Here is a 24465-nt window from a genome sequence, read left to right on the forward strand (position 1 = left end):
ACCCCGGGGGCCGTTCCGCGTTCCGCCGTGCGATCAGCCCGGTTCCGCCGTGCGGTCAGCCCGCGGCGACCGCGCTGCCGCGGGAGGCCTTGCCGAGGGCGGTCGGCCAGTGGGCCAGCGCCGCCGTCGCGCCGTACCAGGCCAGCAGCCCGGAGACGGCGGCCACCCAGCCGGCGGCCTTGGCCAGCCCGCCGACGTCGGCGAGGGTGCCGATCGCGAGGAGCAGCAGGGAGAGGGTGAGCAGGGCGTACGCGCCCTGGCCGAACAGTCCGCTCGCGGCGCCCGTGGTGAGGGTCAGCGCGAGGAGCGCGAAGAGGATCAGGAACAGGCCCGCGGCGTGCGCGGAGACCTTTGCGTCGGCTCCTGCGGCCCAGGTGAACCAGAAGGCGCCGAGGCCCGCGAACGCCGTGCCGTTGAAGCCGTTCCCGCCGCGGAACTCGAGGAGTCCGAGGACGAAGAGGGCGAAGCCGCCGACGTAGGTCGCGAGCGAGACGGCGTCCGCCGCGGACACTCCGCTGATGATGCCGGTGTGGCCGATACCGAATGCGAGAAGGGTGAGACCCAGGGCGATGTTCCCGAGGGTCGAGGTCGAGGCCGAGCTTCCCGCAGAGACACCATTGTCCACGGCGGGCTCCCTTCGATCTGCAGTTGTGTGCTGCGTCCCAGCAGCATTTATCTACCCTTTACAGGGGTGCACAACCGCACAATCGATACAGGGCTGGTTACGGAATGACAACGACCGGTCGCTGTGCGCGTTTGGCGAGCCGGCCCGCCACGGATCCGAAGATCCGGCCGATGATCCCGTGCGTGGAGCCGACCACGATGGCGTCCGCCGAGTACTCCCGGCCGACCTCCTCCAGCTCGTGGCAGATGTCCCCGCCCCGCTCGACCAGGATCCACGGCACCTCGGCCAGGTAGTCCGCACAGGCCAGTTCCAGCCCGAGGACCTCGGTGCGGTGGTCGGGCACGTCCACGAAGACCGGCGGCTCGCAGCCGGCCCACACGGTGGTGGGCAGCCGGTTGGCCACGTGCACGATGATCAGGCCGGATCCGGACCTCCGCGCCATCCCGATCGCATAGGCGAGGGCGCGCTCGCTGGAGGTGGAGCCGTCGAACCCCACCACGACACCGTGCCGGAAGGCCGGGTCGCACGACGGGCGCGCCTGTTCCGCCGCGCGCAGGTCGCTCGGCACGTCATCGGCGAGCGGCTTGCGCTTGCGATCCGCGGGTTCGGGGAATTCGTGACCGGCCATGGATGTCTCGACGAAGAGGTCCTCGGGGGAAGGGACAAAGGCGACGGGGCAAGAATGGGCGAAAACGACGACTCAGGGTGACGGAGCTCTGTCCGGGAAGCATCTTCCCAAGCCCTTACCCACCAGGGTACGGCGACACTCCTGTCCTGGACAGGGCTTGCCGCACCTGGAGAGTGTCCCAGGGAGCATGCCGGAGCGAGGCCGCCTTGGCAATGCCCGCTGTCCCCTACAGCCAGTGACGAGCGCCCCCTGCGCGCCACCCGTGCGCGCAGTGACCGAGCCCCGCCGCACGCCGTTGGACAGGCGTCCGACCGTCCAGGAGAGCCCGCAGGGAGCACGCCGTGCCCGGCCATCCGGTTCACCCCGTCCAGCCCGCCCAGCCGACGCAGCCCACCCCGTTCACCGGCGCGCCCCCGCGTACCACCCCCGCCCGCGTTCACCCGTCCGTGCAGTCCGGCAGGCACGCCCATGACGACCCCGCGGGTGACGTCGTGCGCTGGGCCGCTTTCAGCTGCCTGCTCGTCCCGGTCGTCCTCGTCGTGTACGGGACCACCGTCGGCGGGGCCGCCGTGGCGACCCTGGGCCTGGCCGCCGTCACGGCGGTGTGCCGGGTGATGCTGCGCTGGTCGGAGAAGGGGGGCCGGGGCGCCGTGGCGGTCCTGGCGGAGGACCGGGTGCCGCCGCCGGACCGGCGCCGCCGGCACTCGCGCGGCGGGAGCGGGGCCCGGGGCGGCGGCCGGTCCGGGGCGCGGCACGGCTGCAACGGCCCCGGCGGGATGCCCCGGGGGGAGTGACCGATTCACACACCCACACCGCATAATTTCAGCCAACTTCGCGGCAGGCTGCCGGTCTTGCCGGAATGCCGCCCCACTCTTCCCACCACCAGCAACGATGGTGCCAGGGGGGTCGGAAGACCCGATGGGTACTGGCCACAGCCGGAGCGCGGGCTTCCTGCTCCGGTAGCGGAGTGGAACGCTTCCTGATCGAATGCTTTTCGCCAATTTGCCAAGTCGACATAGCGCTGCGTGCTGAACTTGTCACGCCGACACCACGGGACGCAGTAGATTCGATCATGTTTTACGGCGGGGGATCCACGTGCAAGGCCGAGGGGAAACGTGCAGGTGCGACCAGACCAGGGAGTCGCGACACCCAAGGGGGGCTTAGCCATGAGCCAGGATTCCACCGCCGTCGTCACGGACGCCGGCAGGAAGCTTGCGGGGCGTCGCCGCAGGGAGATCGTTGCGGTGCTGCTGTTCAGCGGCGGGCCGATCTTCGAGAGCTCCATTCCACTCTCCGTGTTCGGCATTGACCGGCAGGACGCGGGAGTTCCACGCTATCGACTGCTCGTCTGCGCCGGGGAGGACGGTCCGCTGCGGACCACCGGCGGACTCGAGCTGACCGCGCCGTACGGCCTGGAGGCGATCGCCCGCGCGGGCACCGTCGTCGTCCCGGCCTGGCGCTCCATCACGTCACCGCCGCCTCCGGAGGCGCTCGACGCCCTGCGTCTGGCGCACGAGGAGGGGGCCCGGATCGTCGGACTGTGCACGGGGGCCTTCGTGCTCGCCGCCGCCGGTCTGCTGGACGGCCGGCCCGCGACGACGCACTGGATGTACGCGCCGACGCTGGCCAAGCGGTACCCGTCCGTCCATGTCGACCCGCGCGAGCTGTTCGTCGACGACGGCGACGTGCTCACGTCCGCGGGCACCGCGGCCGGAATCGACCTGTGCCTCCACATCGTGCGCACCGACCACGGCAGCGAGGCGGCCGGGGCACTGGCCCGCCGGCTCGTCGTCCCGCCGCGGCGCACGGGCGGCCAGGAGCGCTACCTCGACCGGTCGCTGCCGGAGGAGATCGGCGCCGACCCGCTGGCCGAGGTCGTCGCCTGGGCGCTGGAGCACCTCCACGAGCAGTTCGACGTGGAGACGCTCGCCGCCCGCGCCTACATGAGCCGGCGCACCTTCGACCGGCGGTTCCGCTCGCTGACCGGCAGCGCGCCGCTGCAGTGGCTGATCACCCAGCGGGTGCTCCAGGCACAGCGGCTGCTGGAGACCTCCGACTACTCGGTCGACGAGGTCGCCGGGCGCTGCGGTTTCCGCTCGCCGGTGGCGCTGCGCGGGCACTTCCGCCGGCAGCTGGGGTCCTCCCCGGCGGCCTACCGCTCGGCCTACCGGGCCCGCCGCCCCCAGGGCGACGGGGCGCAGGTGTCCGAGATTCCGGCGGGTCCCGTGCCGCACCAGCGCACTCCGCAGCCCCAGCGGGCGGCGGCGGCGCTGGCCGCCTCCGGTCCGACGGTGACGGAGCTGTACGCCCCGTCGCGGGTGCTGCGCGAGCACGCGTAGCCCCGGCGCCGGGCGCTGCCCGACTCCCGAAGGCCCCCGTGCCGGTCACGACCGGTGCGGGGGCCTTCCGCACTGCGGGCCCGGCCGGATCCGCCGGGCGAGCGCATAAGGTGGACGCATGAACGATCGCATGGTGTGGATCGACTGCGAGATGACGGGCCTCTCGCTGACGGACGACGCACTTATCGAGGTGGCCGCGCTGGTCACCGACTCGGAGCTCAACGTGCTCGGCGAAGGCGTGGACATCGTGATCCGCCCGCCGGACGCGGCGCTGGAGACCATGCCCGACGTGGTGCGCGAGATGCACACCGCCTCCGGCCTGCTCGACGAGCTGGCCGGCGGAACCACCCTCGCGGACGCCGAGGCGCAGGTCCTGGCGTACGTTCGCGAGCATGTGAAGGAGCCCCGCAAGGCGCCGCTGTGCGGCAACTCGGTCTCCACCGACCGCGGCTTCCTGCTGCGGGACATGCCCGCGCTGGAGAGCCACCTGCACTACCGGATCGTGGACGTCTCCTCGGTCAAGGAGCTGGCGCGCCGCTGGTACCCGCGGGCGTACTTCAACAGCCCGCCGAAGAACGGCAACCACCGGGCGCTCGCGGACATCAAGGAGTCCATCGCCGAGCTGCGCTACTACCGGGAGGCGGTCTTCGTCCCGCCGCCCGGGCCGGACTCGGACACGGCGCGGGCCATCGCCGCGAAGTACGTCCTGCCCGCCGAGTAGCAGCCGCCGGGACCCTCCGGAGGAGGGGTCGGCGGAATCGGAGGAGCGAGCACCCTTCCGGACCCTGTACCCTTTTCTTCGGCCGGTCGGTTTCCGACCGGACATGGTGGGTGTAGCTCAGTTGGTAGAGCACCTGGTTGTGGTCCAGGTGGTCGCGGGTTCGAGTCCCGTCACTCACCCTTACCGGAGGCCCCGGTCCGCGCGAGCGGGCCGGGGCCCTCTGCGTTTCCCGCGTCGCCGGCGGGTTCAGTCCCGGTCGCGGAAGTCGTCCGCGTGGTCCTCGGCCCAGGTCTCGAAGGACCGGGCAGGCCGGCCGGTGAGCCGGGACACATCGTCGGTGAGGACGGCGGGAACACCGTCGCCCGCGGCCCAGTAGTCGAGGAGTGCGTCGGCGAAGGGCCCGGGTATGGAGGCGGCGGCCTCGACCTTCCACTGCTCGGCGGTGACCGTCTCGCCGGGCACGGGGCGCCCGAGGGCGCGGCCCAGTATGGACAGTTGGTCCGCGAAAGTGAGGGACTGCGGGCCGGTGAGGGTGTAGTCGCGCCCGGCGAGGGCGGGGTCGGTCAGCGCGGCGTACGCGGCCTCCGCGAGGTCGGCCTCGTGGAGCGGGTCGGTGTGCGCGCCCGGGTACGGCAGGCGGACCGGCAGGCCGGCCCTGATCAGCCCGGCCCAGCCGAGGGCGTTGGACGCGAAGGCCCCGGGGCGCAGCAGGGTGGTCCGCAGCGGCGAGGCCAGCAGGGCCTCCTCCACGGCGCGGTGGGCGGCGGCCAGCGGGTTGTCGGCGACGGCCGGGGCGAGCACCGAGGAGGAGGACAGGAGCACGACGTGCTCGACGCCCGCGGCGGCGGCCTCCTTGACGAAGGCGTCGATGCCGGAGGCCTCGGCGTAGAGGAAGACGGACCGGGCTCCGGCGAGCGCTTCGGGGAAGGTCCCCGGATCGGACAGGTCGCAGCGGACCGTGCCGGGGGTGTCCGGCTCGCGGGATCCGAGGCGGTGCGCGATGCCGCGGGCGCTCAGGAGGGAGGCGAGATTGCGGGCGACGGCGCCACGGGCGCCGGTGACGAGGATCGACATGACGGGATCTGCTTCCTGCTTCTGTGTCGGGCTGTGCACGTCCGGATCGGGCTGCGCACGATAGGATCACTCTGCGATGCAGATTGTGTACCGAACATTCTCTGCGTCGCGCAATCAAATTTCAGGCATGGAGAACCCGATGTCAACCGATTCCCCCCGTTCGGGTGAGCAGTGGAGCCGCGCAGAGCTGCTCGCGCACGTCGTGACGGAGAGCCAGCGCCACTACGCCGGCTACTCGCTCTTCACCCAGGCCCTCGCCGACCACGTCGGCCTGCACCCCACCGACATGCAGTGCATCGCGCTCCTCGACCTGGAGCCCGGCCCGGTCAGCACCGGCGACGTCGCCCGCCTCACCGGCCTGACCTCGGGCTCGGCCACCCGCCTCGTCGACCGCCTGGTCAAGGCCGGCATCGTGGAGCGGCTCGCCGATCCGGGCGACCGCCGCCGCTCCCTCGTCGCCCTGGCCCCCGACGCCCGCACACGGATCGGCGCGGCCTGGGAGACCCCCGGCCGCGCCTTCGGCGCCGTCCTGGACCGCTACTCGGACGCCGAGCTCGCCGTCATCGCCGACTACCTGCACCGCGCCGCCGAGGTCGGCCGGGCCCAAGCCGAGCGGCTCCAGTCCGGCGGCTGAATCAGGGGCTGGGGCTCAGGCCGGCGAAGCGGCCATCGCCGCCAGCCCCTTCGCCAGCTCCTCGCGGTTCATCACCGGGGAGACCTCCAGCTCGGCGTTGAACTGCAGGAACATGTCCTCCAGCAGCGCCGGCAGCCGCGAGCTGTCATCCAGCTCGAAGACGATCCAGCACGACCGCACGCCCTCGTGGAGACCGAAGTAGGCGGCCTCCGGCTTGACCTTCTCCATGAACTTCTGGATCACCGCGGGCAAGGCTCCGCTCTTGATGCCCTCGTTGGTGGCGGCCGTGTCCATGTGGGCCCGGAGCATGACTCTCATGCCTGACTCCCTTCGTCAGGCCCACCCTCGGCGGGGGCACCGGGCCCGGCAACATCTGTACGCCCGACCGTGGGCCAGGACCCGGCCCCCGCCCCGGGGTCAGGCGTCGGCACCCGGAAGCAGGCCCGTGCCGCCCCTGCGGGCACCCTGGATGTGGAAGTTGAAGTCCGTGTGCCCGAGGGCCCCCATCAGCCGCAGCCAGACCGGGAGCAGCATCTCCGCCCCGCGGGCCGTCTCGATGCCGCCCAGGTCCAGCATGCTCGCCTCGGGCCAGCCGAACGAGTGCAGCAGCGCCCGCACCTCCACCTTGGCCTCGGGGTCCTCGCCCGACAGGAACACCGTGTGCTCCCCCGGCACCCGCGCCGGATCCACCATGATCCGGCACTGCATGGTGTTCAGCGTCTTGACCACCCGCAGCCCCGGGAAGGTCCGCTGGATCCGCTCGCCCAGGCTGTCGTCGTTCACCGGGTCCAGCGTCGGCGGGAACCCCCGGGTGAAGTCCAGCGGGTTCGCGATGTCGATCAGGACCCTGCCGACCAGGTGCGCGGCGCCCGCCTGCATCAGGACGGCGACGCTGGACTTCCCTGCCGTGGCGTTGACCAGGGTCTCGCCGTGCCGGGCGGCCTCCGCGAAGCCGGCCAGGCCGACGTCCGCCGCGCTCCGCTCGCCCGCCCGCCACGCGGCGAACTCGTCGCGGCCGGCGGTGGCCTCGGGGTCTCGGGTGCCGATGACGACCTCGTGGCCGAGGGAGTTCAGGCGGGCGGCGACCGCGCGGCCGACCATCCCGCTGCCGAGGACTGCGTAGCGCATGACCCGTTCCGCTCCTTCCGATGTGCCCTGCTCTGCCGTGCCCTGCCGTGCCGTGTCCTGCCGTGCCGTGTCCTGCCGTGCCTGCCGTGTCCGTACGCCGGTCCGTGCGCCGGTCCGTGCGCCCGCTACCCGCCCAGGATCCGCAGGTCGTGGAAGAACTCGTAGCGCCGCGGGTCGTCCGGCAGGAACCAGTGGATTCCCTCCTGGAGGAACACGGCCACCGCGCTCGCGGCGATCACCAGCCCGAGGAGCCACAGCGCGAGCAGCCCCGCCGCCCGGTGCGGGCCCGGCCCGGTCGTCGGTACGGCGCGGTCCGCCGTCGCGTGGGCGCAGGCCAGTACGATGCCGACCGCGAGGGCCGAGGCCTGGAAGAGGACCCACACCCAGACGTCCGGGTGCAGGCCGAGCACCTCGCCGCCGAGCACCGCGCTGCCGTGGCCCGTGCCGCCCGGCAGGACGTGCAGCGCTGTCTGCCGCCAGGAGGCGAACGACCCGGCGGCGATCGCGACCAGCGCCAGCCCCCAGCCCGTCATGTAGTCGCGGCCCGTCACCGCCCCGTGCGCGAGCGCCGTACGGACGATGTACGCCGCTCCCGTCGCCGCCAGCAGCATGAACATCCGCTGCACCACGCAGAGCGGGCAGGGCAGCTCCCCCAGCGCGAACTGGACGAAGAGGCCGGCGCCGGCCACACCCGCCCAGCCGAGGGCGAAAAAGCACGCGAACCAGTACTGCGCCCGTCCCAGCAGACCGCCCTCCAGCGGGGCCTCCGGGAGGATGCTCTCCATCGTGGACATGGCGGCAGTCAGCGGATCGGGCCGAGGACGGGGCCGCCGGCCAGGTGGTGCGCCATCAGCAGCACCACCGCGGTCAGCGTGACCCACCAGGCGCCGAGTACGGCCGTCCGCGACGCGTCCCGGCACAGGGCGATCAGCGTGGCGAGGAGACCGCCGAAGATGAGGGTGTCCATGCCGCGGACCGTACCGACGAACGGCGCGTGCACCCCGCCAGGCGCGCCCCGGCCGCCCGCCGGTTACGTCGGTTGCCCGCCTGTTGCGTCGGCCACCGCCGGGTGCGCCCGTTCCGCCGGGGTGGCCCTCAGCCGCCGCGCCGCTTGCGCCGGCCGCGCCGCTCCCGCCCGCCGCGCGCCCCGCCGCCCCGGGCCCGGTCGTCCAGGGCGATCCACAGCCTGACCTCGGTGCCGCCGAGCACCGAGCGGCCGATCCGCACGTCGCCGCCGGTCCCCTCGGCGACCCGCCGCACGATGTCCAGCCCGAGGCCCGTCGAGCCGTCCCGGCCGCCGTCGTTGCCGCGGCGCAGGGCGGCGTCGGGGTCGTCGATTCCCGGCCCGCCGTCCGACACGAGCACGATGACGGCGTCCCCCGCGTCGTGCACGTCGACCGCGAACGCCGTGCCCTCGGGGGTGTGCCGGAAGACGTTGCCGAGCAGGGCGTCCAGGGCGGCCGCGAGCTCCGGCCGGGCGACCGGGATCCGTACCGTCCGGTCCACGCCGGCGAGCCGCACCTCGCGGCCCTCGTCCTCCGCGAGCGCCGACCAGAACGCCATCCGGTCGCGGATGACCTCCGAGGCGTCACAGCCCACCCCGGCGCCGGCGCCGGCCACTCCGGGGGCACGCTGCTCGCGGGCGGTACGGATGATCGTGTCGACCTCCCGCTCCAGCTGCTCGACCGCGGCCCGGGTCTGCTCGGCGGCCGGACCGTCCCCGAGCGAGGCGGTGTTGAGCCGGAGCACCGTCAGCGGCGTCCGCAGCCGGTGCGACAGGTCGGCGGCCAGCTCCCGCTCGTTGGCGAGGAGTTCCACCACCTGGTCCGCCATGGAGTTGAACGCGACGGCCGCCGACCGGAGTTCCTTCGGCCCGGCCTCCGGTACGCGCGCCCCCAGCCGGCCCTCGCCCAGCTGGTGCGCGGCGTCCGCGAGCCGCTCGGCCGGCCGCACCAGCCGGGCGCCGAGCCGGTCGGCGACCGCCACCGAGCCGACGACGAGCGCCAGGCCGACGCCCGCGAGGATCAGCCAGGCGGTGGCGACACCATTGCTGACCTCCCGTTCGGGCACGAGGATCTCCACGACCGCGATGTCCCCGGACCCCAGCGCGGTGGGCTGGAGCAGCGCCGATCCGCCGCGCGGCAGCGGCACCGTCATCGCCCGCCCGAGCCGCCGGGTCTCCTCCACGGCGTGCGGGCCGGCCCAGCCGGCGCCGATCTCCACCGCCGCGCCACCGCCGACCGGGGGGACGTGGACGGCCATCCGCCGGGCGGCGCCCATGTCCGTGGACTCCACCGCCCGGCGCAGCTGCCCCGGATCGGTGGTGATGGACAGGGTCGGGCCGATGGTGGCGGCCTGCCGCTCGGCGTTGGAGAACGCCCGGTCGCTGGCCATCTCCTGGACGACCATCCCGAGCGGTACGGCGAAGGCCACGACCACCATGGTCGTGACCGCCAGGCACACCTTGACCAGCGCCCACCTCATCGCGCGCCCACCGTCCTCAGCGCGCCCGCCCTGCTCAGCGTGCTCAGCCCACCCACCCTGCCCGGCACGCCCGGCGTGCTCACCGGGGCGGCTCCAGCTTGACCCCGACCCCGCGCAGGGTGTGCAGGTAGCGGGGGTTGGCGGCGGTTTCGCCGAGCTTGCGGCGCAGCCAGGACAGGTGCACGTCTATCGTCTGGTCGTCGCCGTACGACTGCTGCCACACCTCGGCGAGCAGTTCACGCCGGGACACCACCACCCCGGGCCGCCCGGCCAGAAAGGCCAGCAGGTCGAACTCCCGCCGCGTCAGGTCCAGGACCGCCCCGTCCAGTTCGGCCTGCCGCCGCAGCGGGTCGATGGCCAGGCCGCCCACCCGCAGGACCCGCGAGGGCGCCTCGGCCCCGGCGGCGGACCGGGCGCGGCGCAGCACGGCGGCCATGCGGGCGGAGAGGTGCTCCACGGAGAACGGTTTCGTCAGGTAGTCGTCGGCGCCGTCGTTGAGCAGCCGGACGATCTCGGCCTCGTCGTCGCGCGCCGTGGCGATGATCACCGGTACGTCGGTGATGCCGCGCAGCATCTTGAGCGCCTCCGACCCGTCCAGGTCGGGCAGGCCCAGGTCGAGGATGACCACGTCGAAGCGGTGGTGGGCGACTTCCCGCAGGGCCTCCAGGGCCGTGCCGACGCTGCGCACGGTGTGCGCGGCATCGGTCAGGTGCCGGATGAGGGCGGAACGTACGAACTGGTCGTCCTCGACCACGAGCACACTTGCCATGGGCCGCACCGTAGTCCATTCGGGCTACCCTGCGGGGTGTCGGGCGGCGTTCGGGGCCGGTGGTGCAGTATGTGGGCTGATGCGCCGAGGACTTGTACATGCTTTCGCCTGGACGCTGGCGACCGGGGCGGCGGTGACGCTGTCGTGGTGGGGCGTGCACACGGTGATGTCCGGGACGGCCTACGATCCGCCGCTGGCGGTGCCGTTGGCCGCGAAGCCGCTGTCCTCGTCGACGCACGGCGCGACGGCCGGCGCGTCGCCGTCCGCGCCCCCGTCCGCATCCGCATCCGCCTCTGCCTCCGCCTCGCCGTCCCCGTCGGCCTCGGCGTCGCCGTCCGCGGAGGCCTCCCCGGCGAAGCCGTCGCCGAAGGCGTCCACGGGCGCACGGCCGTCCGGCGGGCAGGGCTACGGCGGTGCAGGCGGCGGCACGGTGAAGGCGTACACGGTCAACGGCGGCCGGGTGGTCTTCGACCTCGGCGCGTCCTCGGCCGACCTGGTGTCGGCGACCCCTGACGCGGGCTGGCGGATGCAGGTGTGGAAGCAGCCCTTCTGGATCCGGGTGACCTTCACCAAGGGCGACCGCGAGATGTCGGTCTTCTGCACCTGGAACGGCCACCCGCCGCTGGTGGAGACGTACGAGGGCTGACCCGCCGGCCCCCGCCGCCCCGGGGGTGCCGCCCCGTCCCGCCTGCGCGCCCTTACCCGAACACCGACGGCGGCGGCTGGGGGGAGGCCACGGCCGAGGTGTCGGAGACGGGGGCCGCGCCGCCGGCGAAGTCGGTCAGGGCGCGGCCGTGTTCGACCCGGCCCGGGTGGGGGTCGCTCGCGACGCGGCGGGTGAACTCGGCGACCGGCAGTTCCCGGTCGGCGGCCGCGAGGACCGCATTGCCGAACCGTTTCCCCCGCCACACCACCGGGTCCGCGGCCATGGCCAGGTGGGTGAAGCGGGCCGCGGCCGTGGCGATCTGGCCGCGCAGGTGCGCGAGCGGCGGCCCGTCCGCGAGGTTGGCCACGTACCAGCCGCCGGGCGCCAGGGCCCGGCGTACGTCGTCCAGGAACTCGGTGCTGGTCAGGTGGGCCGGGGTGCGGGCGCCGCTGAACACGTCCGCGATCACCAGGTCCGCCCAGCCGTCCGGGACCTTCGCCAGCCCGGCCCGCGCGTCCAGCGTCCGGACCCGGATCCGGGCCTGCGGGTCCAGTGGCAGGTGCTCGCGCACGAAGGCCACCAGGGCGGCGTCGATCTCCACGACCTGCTGGGTGGAGCGGGGGCGGGCAGCGGCCGTGTAGCGGGCGAGGGTGAAGGCGCCGCCGCCCAGGTGCACCACGTTCAGGGGCTGCCGGGCGGGGGCCGCGAGGTCGATGAGGTGGCCGATCCGGCGCTGGTACGCGAAGGCCAGGTGCCCCGGGTCGCCGAGGTCGACGTGGGACTGCGGCGCCCCGTCGAGCAGCAGCGTCCAGGCCTCGGCCCGCTCACGGTCGGGCTCCAGCTCCGCCTGCCCGCCGCCCACCTGCCCGACGACCGCCTCGGTGGTACCGCGCCCGCGCTGTCTGCTGCCTCTGCCCTTGCCTGCCACCACCCCATTGTCCCCGGGCCCGGGCGCGGCCCCGGCCCGTCCCCGGCCGTACGCCGGCCCGGCCCGGGGACGCCCGGGGTCCGGCCGGCCCGCACGGGGGCCTCCGGACAAGGATCAGCGGCAGTTGTCGGCGGCCTCGATCAGCCGGGCGGCCTCGCCGAGCGCCGCCCGCAGCACCTCCGGGTCGGTGACCGCGCCGGCGGCCTCCGGCGGGAGCAGCCAGCCGCTGCCCCCGGCGGCGGGCGGCACCTCGTCGAACCGCATCCCGCGCCCGTTGGTCTGCGTACAGGCGCTGCCGGGGAGGTCCCAGCCGTCGGCGGTGCCGGCCGGGACGAGGAAGCCGAGGGTGGCGCCGGCCCCGTCGTGCAGCACCGGGCCGACCCCGCCGACCTCGCTGGCGGCCCGGCGGATGATGTCCACGGCCTCCAGGCCCTGCCGGGCCGGCACGGTCACCAGGTCCGGTGCGTCACACCCGAGGGGCTGGGTGTTCGTTCCTGCGCTCTCCATGCCGGCCTCCACCACGGGAACCACCCTCATCGATCGCCTACGGGCGGGGCGCAAGTCGCCTCCCACCCCGCAAGGGGTGCAACGCGCGGAAGCGTCAACAGGTGCGGCGGCAAGACGCTGCAAAGGATGGCACTTCATGGCAGATCGCGGGTGAGATATCCGTTTTGTAGGCAAACACCGCATCAACGGGCCGCCCCTGGCGGTACGTTCATGCGCGCCGGTACCGGCTCCACACAGCAGCACCCGCAGCACCGGCAGTGCGTTCCTTGCCAGAGAGGCCACGTCCATGGCGGCGTTCCCGCACTCACCCAACCACAGCTTCCGGCGGCTGCGCGGGCAGCTCTCCCCGGCCGAGTTCGCGGCCGCGGTGCGCCGTTCCGCACGGGAGATCGGAGAAACGGTTTCCTGCGACGCCCGCTACATCGGCCGCGTCGAATCCGGGGAGATCCGCTGCCCCAACTACGCCTACGAGCGGGTCTTCTTGCACATGTTCCCCGGCCGGACCCTCACCGACCTGGGATTCTCCCCGCGCGAGGCGGTCCGCGGCCGCTGGGCGCAACGCACCCCCGACACCCACAAGGAGAGCGACGTGCAGCGTCGCGCGTTCATGGCGGGCGGCTCCGCCACCGTGGCGGCCGCGACGTTCGGCCTCACCCTGCTCGGCGACACCCGCCGCCCGCCCGCCCGCGCCGGCGAGGCCGAGGCCGCCGCGGTCGAGGACGCCGTACGCCAGATCCGGCTGCTGGACGACCGGCACGGCGCGGACGCGCTCTACCGCAGGGCGGCCGCACCGCTGCGCGCCGCCTACGCACTGCTGGACGCGGGGGCGACCCGGCAGTCCACCGAGGACCGGCTGCACGCGGGCGCCGGCGAGCTGGCCGTCTCGGTCGGCTGGCTGGCCCACGACTCCGGGCGCTTCGACGACGCCCGCTCCCACTACTCGGAGGCCCTGGCGACGGCCCGGGTCTCGGGGGACGCCGGGCTGGAGGCGCACGCCTTCAGCAACATGGCCTTCCTGGCCCGGGACTGCGGACGGCCGCGCGAGTCGGCACGGGCCGCGCAGGCGGGCCGCCGCGCCGCCCGCTCCCTCGGCTCCCAGCGGCTGCTGTCGCTGCTGGCCCTGCGCGAGGCGGGCGGCTGGGCGGGCCTGGCCGACCGCAGGGCCTGCGAGGAGGCGCTGATCCGGGCGCACACGGAGTTCTCCCGCGGCCCGTCGGACGCGGACCCGGAATGGATGTCCTTCTTCGGCGAGGCGGAGCTGGAGTCGCTGGAGTCGCGCTGCTGGGCGGCGCTGGGGGAGCACGCCCGGGCGGCCCGGCACGCCCGGCGCGCCGCGGACCTCCAAGACCCGCACTTCGCGCGGAACGTGGCCCTCTACACCGCCGAGCTGGCCGACGACCTGGCCCGCGCCGGGGCCCCGGACGAGGCCGCCTGGGCGGGCGGCCGGGTCCTGGACCTGCTCGAGGACGTCCAGTCGACGCGGATCCGGTCGATGCTCTCGGCGACGGCCCGCACCCTGGTCCCGCACCGGCACAGCCCCCGGGTGGGGGCCTTCCTGGCCCGGCACGCCGAGGCCTGACCCACCCGCGCCGCACCAGGCCCGCGGCCTGAAGGCCGCGGGCCCCGCCGTGGGCGCGGGGGCTACGCCTCCAGGTGCCCGGTGTCGTTCCAGCGCTCCAGCGCGGGGGCCCCGTACGCCCAGCCGAGCACCGACAGGGAGGTCGGCTCCAGGCGGATGCGGGCCCCGAAGGAGGCGTCGAAGCCGAGCCAGCGGGCGGCGAGGGTGCGCAGGATGTGGCCGTGCGCGAAGACGAGCACGTCGCGCTCGTCCGAGCGGGCCCAGGCGACGACCTCGTCCGCGCGGGCCGCGACATCGGCGACGGATTCGCCGCCCGGGACGCCGTCGCGCCAGATCAGCCAGCCGGGGCGGACCGCCTGGATCTCGGCCGGGGTCATGCCCTCGTAGTCGCCGTAGTCCCACTCCATCAGCGTGTCCCAGGGCTCCGCCCGGGCGCCGAAGCCGGCCAGGTCGCAGCTCTCGCTCGCACGGACGAGGGGGCTGGTGCGGACCTCCACGCCGGGCAGGCCGCCCCACGGGGCCTGGGCGAGCCGCTCGCCGAGCAGCTTCGCACCCCGCCTGCCCTCCTGGAGCAGGGGGACGTCCGTGCGCCCGGTGTGCTTGCCGAGCCTGGACCACGCCGTCTGGCCGTGCCGGGCGAGGAGGATGCGGGGGGCCATGCGGTTTCTCCCGGTACTGGTGGTCCGTGACGGTTCGGACGATTGGATCGTCCGACCATCATCCATCACATGAACACCAGGCAACCCGCGCACCCGAACAGCAGTCCGACCCCGCACGAGCGCCCCCGAGACGGCTTCGGCAGCGGCCGGGCCGGCAGCCGGACCAGCCGGTTTCCGCGGTACGACCCCGATTGTCAGTGGCGGATGGGACACTTCCGCCCGTGAGCTCCTACCCGCACAGCGGCCCGCCCCAGCAGACGACACTGCGGCAGCGGCTCGCTGACCTGCGCGGCCCCGCCGTGCCGCCCCGCCCGCTCGACGCCCGCGCGCTGGCGGCGCTCGCCGCCAACCCGGGCTGCGGCAGACGCGCACTGCTCGACGGGGCGGGCGTGGACAAGACCGCCCTCGCCGCGGCGCTCGGCTCGCCCGCCGCCTTCGGCCAGTCGCAGTTCGCGATCATCCGGGGCCATTCCTTCGAGGCCAAGGTCAAGGCCGACGGCGGGGCCGAGCTGCTGCGGCTGGTCCACCGGCACCTGGACGGCGGGGCCGAGCCGCCCGGCGGCAGCGCCCGCGTCCCCGACCTCACCGCGGCCGGGCCCGAGGGCCGTGCCGCGCGCACCGCGCTCGCCCTGCGGGAGGCCACCGCCGCCGGCGAGTGGGCCCTGCTGGACCACCCGATGCTGGCCCTGGAGGTGGCCGGCACGCCCGCCTACCTGGAGCCGGACGCCGTCGTCGTGCATCCCGACGGCCGCTGGACCGTGGTGGAGATCAAGTCGTTCCCGCTGGTCGACGGGGCCGCCGACCCGGCGAAGGTGGGCGCCGCCGCCCGGCAGGCCGCCGTGTACGTCCTCGCCCTGGAGAAGACCGCCGAGAAGCTGCCCTCCGCCTCCGTCGGGCACCGCGTGCTGCTCGTTTGCCCCAAGGACTTCTCGAACCTGCCCGCCGCCGCGCCCGTCGACATCCGCCGCGAGCGCTCCGTGACCCTGCGCCAGCTGGACCGGCTGACCCGCGTCGAGGAGCTGGCCGCGGCCCTGCCCGAGGGGCTCAGCTTCGACCCCGCCCGGCCCGCCGAGGAGCTGACCGAGGCGGTCGCCGCCGTCTCCGCCGCCTACGCCCCCGAGTGCCTGGCCGCCTGCGAGCTGGCCTTCCACTGCCGGGAGCGGGCCCGGGCCGCCGGGGAGGCCGCCTCGCTCGGCCGCGGCGTCCGCGGGGAGCTCGGATCGTTCAGCACCGTCGAGGAGGCCCTGGTGGCCGCCGCGGGCGGCCACCCCGGCGATCCGACGGCCGCCGCGCTGGAGCACGCGGCCCGCCTGCGCGCCGAGGCCCTCCTGGAGGCCGCATGCCGCTGATGGACACCCTCGCCCGGCTGGAGGCCGTGCGCTCGGGCCGGGCCCAGGCGTTGGCGACCGTACGGCACCGGCACCTGCACGAGCGCCCGCTGGTCTTCGTACCGCTGACGACCGCGGGCGAGACGGGCGCCCCGCTCGGCGCGCTCGTCGGCACCGACCCGGACGAGCCGCGCCTGCTGGTGGTGCCGCAGCCGCGCGACCGCGACCTGCGCTGGGCGTTCCTCGCCCGGCTGGCGGACGAGGTGCTGCCGTACGTGGAGGCGTACGCGGACGAGGTCGAGCCGGTGGAGCGCACCGAGACGGACCCGGAGACCGGCGCCCGCAGCAAGGTGTCGGCCGAGCTGTGCCTGGACGCGCCGCAGCTGGTGGTGCCGAGCCGGGCCGGCGTCGACTACGTGCGGCTGCTGGGCCGGTCGATGCGCTTCCGGCGGACCGCCGAGGAGGACCCGGAGAACCCGTACCCGGCGCCCTCGCGGGTCCCCCTGCTGGGCCGCTGGTTCACCCACCTGGGCGAGCGCGCCCGCGTCCCCGGCTCCTCGATGCTGCTGGCGGCGACGGAGCTGCTGGCCCGGCACTGGGCGACCGGCCAGAGCAGCCTGGAGGACCAGCACCTGGGCGCGCTGCTGGCCTGGATAGCCCCGCCGGACGGCGCGTCCGGCGCCGCCGCGGCCCTGCGCGCCGAGCACGGCCGCGACCGGAACGGGCAGCTGCTGGTGCCGCCCGCCGGGCCGGCCACCGACCCGGCGTTCGACAACAAGCTGCTGGCCCCCGCGATGGCCCGGTACGACGCCGCCCGCGCCGCCGGCCGGCCGGCCGAGGTCGCCCGTGCCGAGGAGGCCGTCCGCGAGCTGGTCGCGGAGCAGATGCGGCCGACCTGGCGGGCGGTGTGGCAGGCCCTGGAGCTGGTGCGCGGCCTGCCGGAGGCCGAGCGGGCCGAGGAGCGCTGGGTGCGCGACCGCTGGTCGTACACCGGCCACCGCGACCGGGTCCGGGCGGGCGAGCCGCCGCAGCCGCGCCGTGACGACGCGGTCACGGCGGCCCAGAAGCTGGCCACCCGGGAGACCGAGCAGGTGCGGCTCGACGCCCAGGAGGCGCTGGACGACCCGTTGGTGATGGCGGGCCGGCGGCTGGCGGGCGAGGCCTTCGCGGGCGAGGTCACCGACGTCGTCATGGAGTGGACGGAGTCGAAGCGGCCCAGCCCGCGCCCGCTGGTGACGGTGGCCACCGAGGACCGGCCGCAGCTCGACGACGGCTCCGGCAGCGGCGGTCAGAAGGTGTTCCGCTCGCTGGAGGGGCGCCCGCAGAGCGCCCGGTTCGTCCGCTGCGAGCCCGACGGCAGCGTGGTGCTGCGGCTGCTGGACAAGATGGGCCGCGGCCGGGAGCCGGAACCGGGCTCGGTGCCGGAGAAGGGCGAGCGGGTGTGCTGGACGCTGTTCGAGCACGACGCGCGCGGCGGCCCGAAGCTGCCCGAACCGGAGAAGACCCCCTGGACGCACGGCGGGCCGCCCGGATCCGCGGCCGCCGAAGCCCGGCTGCCCGACGCCGTGACCGACGAGGACCTCCTTTGACCGCGACCGAGAACTGCTCCGTGGCCGGCTTCGACCCGGGTGCGGCGGCCGCCGCGGCCACCGCCGCGATCCTGCACGACACGCTGCACGGGCCCGAGCGGGGTGTCGTCGTCGACTCCCCGCCGGGGGCCGGCAAGTCCACGCTCGTGGTGCGCGCCGCCCGCGAGCTGGCCGCGGCCGGCCGCCGGCTGATGGTGGTGGCGCAGACGAACGCGCAGGTCGACGACCTGGTGCTGCGGCTCGCCGACAAGGACCCGGAGCTTAAGGTCGGCCGGCTGCACAGCAGCGACGCCGACGCCTTCGACCCGGCACTGCGCGAGCTGCCCTCGGTGACCCTGTCGGCGAAACTCGCCGACATCGCCGAGCTGCCGGTCGCCATCTCCACGGCCGCGAAGTGGGCGTACGTCAAGGACGCCGAGCCGTGGGAGCACGCCATCGTCGACGAGGCGTACCAGATGCGCTCGGACGCGCTGCTGGCCGTGGGCGGGCTGTTCGAGCGGGCCCTGTTCGTGGGCGACCCGGGGCAGCTGGACCCGTTCAGCGTGGTCGGCGCCGAGCAGTGGGCGGGCCTGTCCTACGACCCCTCGGCCTCGGCGGTGACCACGCTGCTGGCTCACAACCCGCAGCTGCCGCAGCACCGGCTGCCGGTGTCCTGGCGGCTCCCGGCGACGGCCGCGCCGCTGGTCTCGCGCGCCTTCTACCCGTACACGCGGTTCCGGAGCGGGACCGGCCCCGGCGAGCGCCGGCTCGCGTACGGGGTCCCCTCGGACGGTTCGGGCCCGGACCGGGTGCTGGACGAGGCCGCGGAGTCCGGCTGGGGCCTGCTGGAGCTGCCCGCCCGGCACACGCCGCGCACCGATCCGGAGGCGGTCCGGGCCGTGGCCCTGGTGGTCCGGCGGGCCCTGGACCGCGGTGCGGTGACCTCGGACGAGCAGACGCCCGGGCCGGTCCCGCTGACGGCCGAGCGGATCGCCGTGGGCACCGCGCACCGCGACCAGGCGGCCGCCGTCCGCGCGGCGCTGGCCTCGCTCGGGGTGTCCGGGGTGACGGTGGACACCGCGAACCGGCTCCAGGGCCGGGAGTACGACCTGACGGTGGTACTGCACCCGCTGTCGGGGCGGCCGGACGCGACGGCCTTCCACCTGGAGACGGGCCGGCTGTGCGTGCTGGCCTCGCGGCACCGGCACGCCTGCGTGGTGGTGGCCCGGGCGGGCATTGCGGAGCTGCTGGACGACCATCCGTCCGCGGATCCGGTGCAGCTGGGCGTGACGGTGAAGTTCCCCGACGGCTGGGAGGCCAACCACGCGGTGCTGGCACACCTGGCGGAGCACCGGGTGTCCTGGAGGCCCTGATCCCCGGGCCCCGAGGCCCCCGGCCGCGGGGTGGGGGTGCGGGGTGCGGGTCAGGGCTGCTTGCGCTCGACGCCCATCCGCTCCCGGAGCAGCTCGCCCACCTCGGCGAAGGTGCGCAGCTGCTCCGGGGTCAGGACGTCGATCAGGTGGCGGCGTACGGACTCCACGTGCAGCGGCGCCGCGGACGTGATGGTGTCCGCGCCGGACGGGGTGAGCACCACCTCGGCGCCCCGCCCGTCGGCGGCCACCTCCTCGCGGCGCAGGACGCCGCGCTGCTCCATCCGGGTGAGCTGGTGGGACAGGCGGCTGCGGGACCACTGGAGGAAGTCGGCGAGGCTGCTGATGCGCATCCGGTGGCCTTCGGCGGAGCCGAGCACGGACAGGACGCAGTAGTCGGCCTCGGAGAGCCCGCTGTCCCGGTTCAGGTCGCGGGCGATCCCGGCGTTGACGAGGGGGAACATCCGCCGCCACGCGTACCAGGCGTCCTGCTCGGAATCGGTGAGCCAGCGCGGCCCGGGTTCGCTCATACAAACACTCTAACCAGATGGGTGACACGTCACCTACCTGCGCAGCGGGCGGCGGCGCCCCCGGGGCCGACGGGCCCGTCGGCGGGGTCGGCGGCAGCCGGTCGCGGCCGGCGGGCGGGCGCTCTTGCGCGGCGTTGGACAATGGAGGGTGGCCGGGAAGGACCGGTCCCGTACGCCCAGCAGGCCAGCAGGAGGACACGCATGGCAGAGCCCGAGCGGACCGAGCGGAAGCTGCGGCCTGCGCCCCTGCTCTTCGAGCCCGGGGAGGCCACCGCGGACCCGGAGCACTTCTTCGACCTGGAGTCGATCGAGGACCCGCGGGAGCTGCTGGCCCGGGCCACCGAGCTGACGCTCGCCTTCCGGGCGGCGACGGAGCGGGCCATGGAGTTCCAGGCGGTGGCGGCTGCCCAGCTCGCGGATCCGCGGCGGTTCGACCGGCTGGAACCGGCGGTGATCGCCGCCCAGGCGGAGTGGACCGAGGACTACGCCCGCAAGATGATCGAGTTCGGGGAGACCCTCCAGCGCAGCGGCGGCCCGGGCTCCGTCTAGCCGGGACGGACCGGACAGGGGCGGGCGGGGGCGGGCGGGGCGGACGAAGCAGGCGGACCGGGACGGGCCCGGCGGGCAGGCCGGGCGGACCGGCCCGCGGCATATGCGGGGCGCAACATAGCGCATGCGCCACCCGCCCGTCCGGGTTTTCGGTAACTGCTGGAAACCGAATCGCCACGCGCGGTAAACCGGTCGGCATGACGACGCTGACGACGGCCTCCGTTTCCCCCTGTCCCACCCAGGACGCCCGCACCGCCACCCACGTCACCACGCTGGGCGCCGCCTGGCTCGCGTCGGCCTCGGCCCATCCGCATCGCACCCTCGCCGCCTGGCAGGCCCGCCCCGCCGCCCCGGCCGTGCTGCCCTGCGGGACCGCCTTCGACGTCGTCAACGTCCCCCTCGTCCTCGGCCGCCGCATGCTGGACCTGCTCTGGTCCGAGGGGCCGGGCTGCGGGCCGGTCGCCGTGCACCGCGGCCGCATGCTGCTCTTCGCCACCACCGGGACCGCCCACCGGCTCCCCTCGCTGCTGACCTGGGAGGAGTGGGGCGGGCCCCTGCCGGCGCCGCTGTGCCACGGCCTTGGCGACGCCGTCACCGTCCCGCCGCTGGCCCCCGCCCCGGGCCCGTCGCGCTGGCTCGTGGCCCCCGACACCCGCTCCCCGTGGCTGCCCGGACCGGAGACGCTGCTGTGGGCGTACGTGCGGGCGGCCCGAGCTGCGGATATCGATTTTTCCTTCCGGCCGTCCTCCTGCTAATGTCTTCCTCGTCAGCAAGCGCCGCTAGCTCAGTTGGTTAGAGCAGCTGACTCTTAATCAGCGGGTCCGGGGTTCGAGTCCCTGGCGGCGCACCGACGGAAGAAGGCCTCCCACGCGAGTGGGGGGCCTTCTTCGTCGTGCCGACCGGTCCGGTCACGCGGTGATCTTGACGGTGTAGGCGCCCGTCGCGGTCCGGTCCGCCACCTCGATCCTGATCCGCTCCCCCGGCACCGTGAACGACTCCCCCACCTCCAGCGGCGCGTCCGCCAGCGGCGGGTACACCGAGCGGCCCCAGCACGCCTCCGTGTCCGGATGCCCGTCCAGCACCTCGATCGGGCCGCCACCCGAGGGGGCCTCGTTGCGCACCCGGTAGACCAGGACGCCCTCCGTACAGGTGTCCCCGTCGTTCCCGGCGGAGCCGCGCGCCTCGACGGCGATGGCGCTGCCGGACCCCGTACGGATCACCGCGAGCCGGGTCCCGCCCGTGGCGCCCGGCTGCGGGGAGCGGCCCACGGGCTGGAGGGTGTGCAGGGAGGAGCCCGACTGCACGCAGTCCACCTGGGACGCGTCCAGCCAGCCCAGCTTCCACTTGTGCCAGCCGAAGAGGTCGGGGGACATGCCGAACTGGCTGCCCATGACGTCCCAGTCGCCGACGTACGTGTCCCAGTCGCCCTTGCCGTCCGTCGGCCGGTGGTACAGGTCGGGGAGGTCGAAGACGTGCCCGGTCTCGTGCGCCAGCACGTTGCGGTCCGGCGGGTGCTGCTCGAAGACGGTGACGATGCGGCGCAGGTCCGTCCCGTCGGCCCGGATCGGCCGCTCGAAGTTGACCACCTTGGTGGCGTCCGAGTCCACGCCCGGCGCGTCCGGGTCCGCGACGAGGTACACGATGTCGTACCGCGAGAAGTCGATCTCCCGGTCGGCGGCGACCACCGCGTCGCGCAGGTAGGCGGCCCGGTCCCGGGCGGCCCAGTCGCGCTGTATCCCGTACGCGGTGGACGGCTTGGACATGGTGATCCACCGCGCCTGCGGGTGCGGGACCAGGCGGAACCTGCCGTACGAGGCCCGTTCGAAGAAGTCGCTGGTGGCCGGGAAGTAGTCGGCGGCCAGCTCCTCGGTGGTCAGGGTGGCGCGGTGATCGGGGAAGGACAGGAAGACCATGACCGCGTCGAGGCTGCGCCGGGGCTGCGGGTAGGCGCCGTTCCACGTGTCCAGCCCCAGGGAGTGGTGCGCCGAGGTGCGGTTCAGCGCACACGGCCCGGCCCCGGGATCGGCGGACGCGGGGCCCGCGACGAGCGACATGGCCGCGAGCGCCGTCAGGGAGGTGAGGGCCGCCGTCGCGCTGCGCATGCGGGAGCGATCCACTCCCCAGGGTGTCTCCTGCCGCGACACATCGACCTCCCGTGGTGGATTCGTACCGACTCCTCCCACCTTGAGGTGATTGTCTTACTAGCGCCCTGTTCCAGTGCCCCACACGAGTGAGCAATGCGGCAAGCCGGTGACCTCACCGGTTCACCCTCTTGCTACAGAACGTCACGATCGATCACGGCAGATCAGTAGGGGTCGGAGGCCGCTCAGGGCTGCGCAGGAACGATCGCGCGAGGACTGCCGACAAGTCGTCAGCACACCGAAGCACCGCCCCCCATCCGGCGACGCCGCTGGATAGGGCCGTACGGCTGCCTCTATGATCGGCACACTTTCCTGCACGGACACAACGAGCACTGCGGGAGCCAACGGTGAGCGGAACCTCTGACGAAACCGGTTCGGCGGCCGACAGCATCCGATCGGCCATTACGGAGCGTCACCCCGCAGTGCCAGCCATGCCTCCTCCGGCCCCCCGCACCGACCCCGAACCACGCGATTTCCGGGCCGCCTTCAACGCCGCGCACCTCGCCATGGCCGTCGTCGACCGCACCGGCCTCGTCGTCGCCGCGAACACCGCCCTGGCCGGCCTCCTCGGCACCGAGCCGCAGGCGCTCGTCGAACAGCGCGCCGCCGACCTGGTGGACCTCGGCGCCGAGGCCCGCACCTGGCAGGCCTACCAGGAGGTGCTGCGCGGCCGGCAGGCCCGGCTGCGCTGCACGCGCCGGCTCAAACACCCCGACGGTCATTCGCTGTGGACGGAGGTCACCCTCGGCCCCGTCCCGGGCACCCGGGACGTGCTGATGTCCGTCGCCGACATCAGCGACCGCCACCACCTCCAGGCCCGGCTGCGGCACCTCCAGATGCACGACCCGGTGACCCGCCTGCCCAACCGGACCCTGTTCTTCGAGCGGCTCTCCGCCGCTCTGGAGGCCTCCTCGTACGAGCACGGCGGCACGGGCCGGATCGGCCTGTGCTACCTCGACCTGGACGGATTCAAGGCGGTCAACGACACTCTCGGCCACCGGGTCGGGGACCGGCTGCTGACCGCCGTCGCGGCCCGCCTCACCCAGTGCGCCGACCAGTCCGGGTACGGGCGCACCGGCGGGCACCTGGTGGCCCGCCTCGGCGGCGACGAGTTCGCCCTGCTGGTGGAGGACTCCACCTGCACCGAGCAGCTCGTGGACCTGGCACGCAGCGTTCTGGCCGCCGTCCAGGAGCCCTTCGACCTGGCCGGGCAGCGGCTGTCGGTGTCGGCGTCGATCGGGGTGGTGGAGCGGGTCGCGGACGGCACCTCGGCGACCGCCCTGATGCAGGCCGCCGACACGACCCTGTACTGGGCGAAGGCCGACGGCAAGGCCCGCTGGACCCTCTTCGACCCGGAGCGCAACGCCCACCGGATGACCCGCCAGGCCCTCACCTCCACGCTCCGGCCGGCCGTGGACCGCGGCGAGTTCGAGGTGGAGTACCAGCCGCTGGTGGACCTGGAGAGCGGGGCGGTGCGCGGAGTGGAGGCCCTGGTCCGGTGGAACCACCCGCAGTTCGGCAGTCTGACGCCGAATCGGTTCATCGGTATCGCCGAGGAGGACGGCTCCATCGTCCAGTTGGGCCGCTGGGTGCTGCGGACCGCCTGCCGGCAGGCCCGGCGCTGGCAGATCGAGCACCCCAGCGACTCTCCCGTCTTCGTGTCCGTCAACGTCGCGGTCCGCCAGGTGTGGGACTCCGACCTGGTCGGCGACGTCGCGGGGATCCTCGCCGAGACCGGGCTCGCCCCGCAGCTCCTCCAGCTGGAGCTCACCGAGTCCGCGGTGATGGGCTCCGCGGGCCGCCCGCTCCAGGCCCTCCAGGCCCTCAGCGACATGGGCGTGCGGATCGCCATCGACGACTTCGGCACCGGCTACTCGAACCTCGCCTACCTGAGCCGCCTGCCGGTGTCCGTGCTGAAGCTGGACGGCTCCTTCGTCCGCGGCTTCCGCTATGACGAGGGCACCCACCCGAACCCGGCCGACGAGACCATCGTCGAGGCCCTGGTCCAGCTCGCACACCGGCTGGGCCTCACCGTCACCGCGGAGTGCGTGGAGACCGCCGGCCAGGCGGCCCGGCTGCGGCGCGTCGGCTGCGACACGGGCCAGGGCTGGCTGTACTCGCGCGCGGTGGCCCCGGAACGCATCGCCGAGATGATCGGTACCCGCCCCGGCGCCGGCCACGACCGCCGGTAGGCCCCGCGCGTGTCCGTGGCTTGACTTGATCTGTCCCGCAACTCCCGTCGCGACATAGCGTGGTGA

The 24465-nt window shown here is 74.3% G+C and carries 25 protein-coding genes, 2 tRNA genes and 1 pseudogene; 14 read left to right on the forward strand and 14 right to left on the reverse strand.

The genetic code is table 11. The features are described 5' to 3' along the window. Positions 1-55: 55 nt before the first annotated feature. Positions 56-625 carry a GPR1/FUN34/YaaH family transporter gene (locus tag AC068A_RS02780; protein WP_478579757.1) on the reverse strand — a complete coding sequence of 190 codons (570 nt, stop codon included), beginning with the start codon at positions 623-625 and terminating at the stop codon, positions 56-58. 97 nt (positions 626-722) lie between these two features. Continuing rightward, positions 723-1253 carry a universal stress protein gene (locus AC068A_RS02785; RefSeq protein ID WP_478579760.1) on the reverse strand — a complete coding sequence of 177 codons (531 nt, stop codon included), beginning with the start codon at positions 1251-1253 and terminating at the stop codon, positions 723-725. 341 nt (positions 1254-1594) lie between these two features. Between AC068A_RS02785 and AC068A_RS02790 the strand changes: the two genes are divergently transcribed. The 4 genes from AC068A_RS02790 (at position 1595) to AC068A_RS02805 (ending at position 4492) form a co-directional block, all read left to right on the forward strand. Next, a complete protein-coding gene (locus AC068A_RS02790) occupies positions 1595-2047 on the forward strand; it encodes a hypothetical protein (RefSeq protein ID WP_478579763.1) in 453 nt (150 codons plus the stop codon). Positions 2048-2419: 372 nt separating this feature from the next. Further along, positions 2420-3592 carry a helix-turn-helix domain-containing protein gene (locus tag AC068A_RS02795; protein WP_478579765.1) on the forward strand — a complete coding sequence of 391 codons (1173 nt, stop codon included), beginning with the start codon at positions 2420-2422 and terminating at the stop codon, positions 3590-3592. A 118-nt stretch (positions 3593-3710) separates the two neighbouring features. Then, the gene (orn, locus tag AC068A_RS02800; RefSeq protein ID WP_478579768.1) at positions 3711-4313 is read left to right on the forward strand and encodes an oligoribonuclease; all 603 of its coding nucleotides are present in this window, start codon (positions 3711-3713) and stop codon (positions 4311-4313) included. 106 nt (positions 4314-4419) lie between these two features. Then, positions 4420-4492, forward strand: a tRNA-His gene (locus AC068A_RS02805). A 67-nt stretch (positions 4493-4559) separates the two neighbouring features. On the opposite strand, the gene AC068A_RS02810 is transcribed toward AC068A_RS02805, so the two are convergent. Beyond that, positions 4560-5387 carry an NAD(P)H-binding protein gene (locus AC068A_RS02810; RefSeq protein ID WP_478579771.1) on the reverse strand — a complete coding sequence of 276 codons (828 nt, stop codon included), beginning with the start codon at positions 5385-5387 and terminating at the stop codon, positions 4560-4562. 139 nt (positions 5388-5526) lie between these two features. Here AC068A_RS02810 and AC068A_RS02815 point away from each other — a divergent pair, with 139 nt between their 5' ends. Beyond that, entirely contained in the window at positions 5527-6021 is a 495-nt protein-coding gene (locus tag AC068A_RS02815) for a MarR family winged helix-turn-helix transcriptional regulator (protein ID WP_478579774.1), read from the forward strand. Positions 6022-6036: 15 nt separating this feature from the next. Here AC068A_RS02815 and AC068A_RS02820 read toward each other — a convergent pair whose 3' ends face one another. From AC068A_RS02820 to AC068A_RS02845, 6 genes are all read right to left on the reverse strand, one after another. Continuing rightward, positions 6037-6339: a DUF3303 domain-containing protein gene (locus tag AC068A_RS02820; RefSeq protein ID WP_478579776.1), complete on the reverse strand. Its 303-nt coding sequence runs from the start codon at positions 6337-6339 to the stop codon at positions 6037-6039. Positions 6340-6438: 99 nt separating this feature from the next. Continuing rightward, positions 6439-7149, reverse strand: a complete 711-nt coding sequence (locus AC068A_RS02825; RefSeq protein ID WP_478579779.1) for an NADPH-dependent F420 reductase — start codon at positions 7147-7149, stop codon at positions 6439-6441. A gap of 125 nt (positions 7150-7274) precedes the next feature. Further along, complete coding sequence (locus AC068A_RS02830) at positions 7275-7943, reverse strand: disulfide bond formation protein B (RefSeq protein ID WP_478579782.1); 669 nt, start codon at positions 7941-7943, stop codon at positions 7275-7277. Positions 7944-7951: 8 nt separating this feature from the next. After that, positions 7952-8116 carry a DUF5993 family protein gene (locus AC068A_RS02835; protein ID WP_478579784.1) on the reverse strand — a complete coding sequence of 55 codons (165 nt, stop codon included), beginning with the start codon at positions 8114-8116 and terminating at the stop codon, positions 7952-7954. A gap of 128 nt (positions 8117-8244) precedes the next feature. Then, entirely contained in the window at positions 8245-9633 is a 1389-nt protein-coding gene (locus AC068A_RS02840; protein WP_478579786.1) for a sensor histidine kinase, read from the reverse strand. 79 nt (positions 9634-9712) lie between these two features. Then, complete coding sequence (locus AC068A_RS02845) at positions 9713-10402, reverse strand: response regulator transcription factor (RefSeq protein WP_404237566.1); 690 nt, start codon at positions 10400-10402, stop codon at positions 9713-9715. A gap of 79 nt (positions 10403-10481) precedes the next feature. Between AC068A_RS02845 and AC068A_RS02850 the strand changes: the two genes are divergently transcribed. Beyond that, positions 10482-11048 carry a hypothetical protein gene (locus tag AC068A_RS02850; protein ID WP_478579790.1) on the forward strand — a complete coding sequence of 189 codons (567 nt, stop codon included), beginning with the start codon at positions 10482-10484 and terminating at the stop codon, positions 11046-11048. 52 nt (positions 11049-11100) lie between these two features. Here the strand turns inward: AC068A_RS02850 and AC068A_RS02855 are convergent, their stop codons facing one another. Further along, positions 11101-11976: a spermidine synthase gene (locus AC068A_RS02855; RefSeq protein WP_478579793.1), complete on the reverse strand. Its 876-nt coding sequence runs from the start codon at positions 11974-11976 to the stop codon at positions 11101-11103. A gap of 114 nt (positions 11977-12090) precedes the next feature. Then, on the reverse strand, positions 12091-12483 hold the full coding sequence (locus AC068A_RS02860) for a hypothetical protein (protein WP_478579794.1): 393 nt from the start codon (positions 12481-12483) through the stop codon (positions 12091-12093). 286 nt (positions 12484-12769) lie between these two features. Here AC068A_RS02860 and AC068A_RS02865 point away from each other — a divergent pair, with 286 nt between their 5' ends. Continuing rightward, a complete protein-coding gene (locus AC068A_RS02865; RefSeq protein ID WP_478579797.1) occupies positions 12770-14062 on the forward strand; it encodes a tetratricopeptide repeat protein in 1293 nt (430 codons plus the stop codon). A 62-nt stretch (positions 14063-14124) separates the two neighbouring features. Here AC068A_RS02865 and AC068A_RS02870 read toward each other — a convergent pair whose 3' ends face one another. Then, positions 14125-14721, reverse strand: coding sequence for a histidine phosphatase family protein (locus AC068A_RS02870; protein ID WP_478579799.1), 597 nt, complete (start codon positions 14719-14721; stop codon positions 14125-14127). Positions 14722-14942: 221 nt separating this feature from the next. Here AC068A_RS02870 and AC068A_RS02875 point away from each other — a divergent pair, with 221 nt between their 5' ends. Genes AC068A_RS02875 through AC068A_RS02885 form a run of 3 tightly spaced genes read left to right on the forward strand, consistent with a single transcriptional unit; the run spans position 14943 to position 18990 of the window. Beyond that, entirely contained in the window at positions 14943-16070 is a 1128-nt protein-coding gene (locus tag AC068A_RS02875; protein WP_478579802.1) for a hypothetical protein, read from the forward strand. Next, positions 16061-17638, forward strand: coding sequence for a hypothetical protein (locus AC068A_RS02880; RefSeq protein WP_478579805.1), 1578 nt, complete (start codon positions 16061-16063; stop codon positions 17636-17638). Before AC068A_RS02875 ends, AC068A_RS02880 begins: the two co-directional genes overlap by 10 nt. Next, positions 17635-18990, forward strand: a complete 1356-nt coding sequence (locus tag AC068A_RS02885) for an AAA domain-containing protein (RefSeq protein WP_478579807.1) — start codon at positions 17635-17637, stop codon at positions 18988-18990. Before AC068A_RS02880 ends, AC068A_RS02885 begins: the two co-directional genes overlap by 4 nt. Before the next feature lie 50 nt (positions 18991-19040). On the opposite strand, the gene AC068A_RS02890 is transcribed toward AC068A_RS02885, so the two are convergent. Beyond that, positions 19041-19517 (reverse strand): MarR family winged helix-turn-helix transcriptional regulator, encoded by a 477-nt coding sequence (locus AC068A_RS02890; RefSeq protein WP_478579809.1) that lies wholly within the window; start codon positions 19515-19517, stop codon positions 19041-19043. A gap of 201 nt (positions 19518-19718) precedes the next feature. Here AC068A_RS02890 and AC068A_RS02895 point away from each other — a divergent pair, with 201 nt between their 5' ends. From AC068A_RS02895 to AC068A_RS02905, 3 genes and pseudogenes are all read left to right on the forward strand, one after another. Then, complete coding sequence (locus AC068A_RS02895) at positions 19719-20066, forward strand: hypothetical protein (RefSeq protein ID WP_478579812.1); 348 nt, start codon at positions 19719-19721, stop codon at positions 20064-20066. Positions 20067-20263: 197 nt separating this feature from the next. Then, positions 20264-20849 (forward strand): annotated as a pseudogene (locus AC068A_RS02900) (bifunctional DNA primase/polymerase). Next, positions 20840-20913, forward strand: a tRNA-Lys gene (locus AC068A_RS02905). The pseudogene AC068A_RS02900 and the gene AC068A_RS02905 overlap by 10 nt, the downstream one beginning before the upstream one ends. A gap of 61 nt (positions 20914-20974) precedes the next feature. Here the strand turns inward: AC068A_RS02905 and AC068A_RS02910 are convergent. Next, positions 20975-22168 (reverse strand): M6 family metalloprotease domain-containing protein, encoded by a 1194-nt coding sequence (locus AC068A_RS02910; RefSeq protein ID WP_478579815.1) that lies wholly within the window; start codon positions 22166-22168, stop codon positions 20975-20977. A 386-nt stretch (positions 22169-22554) separates the two neighbouring features. On the opposite strand from AC068A_RS02910, the gene AC068A_RS02915 reads away from it, so the two are divergent. Then, positions 22555-24399 (forward strand): putative bifunctional diguanylate cyclase/phosphodiesterase, encoded by a 1845-nt coding sequence (locus tag AC068A_RS02915; RefSeq protein WP_478579817.1) that lies wholly within the window; start codon positions 22555-22557, stop codon positions 24397-24399. The last annotated feature ends 66 nt before the right edge of the window (positions 24400-24465 follow it).

This window comes from Streptomyces sp. NPDC043854 (assembly GCF_056436005.1).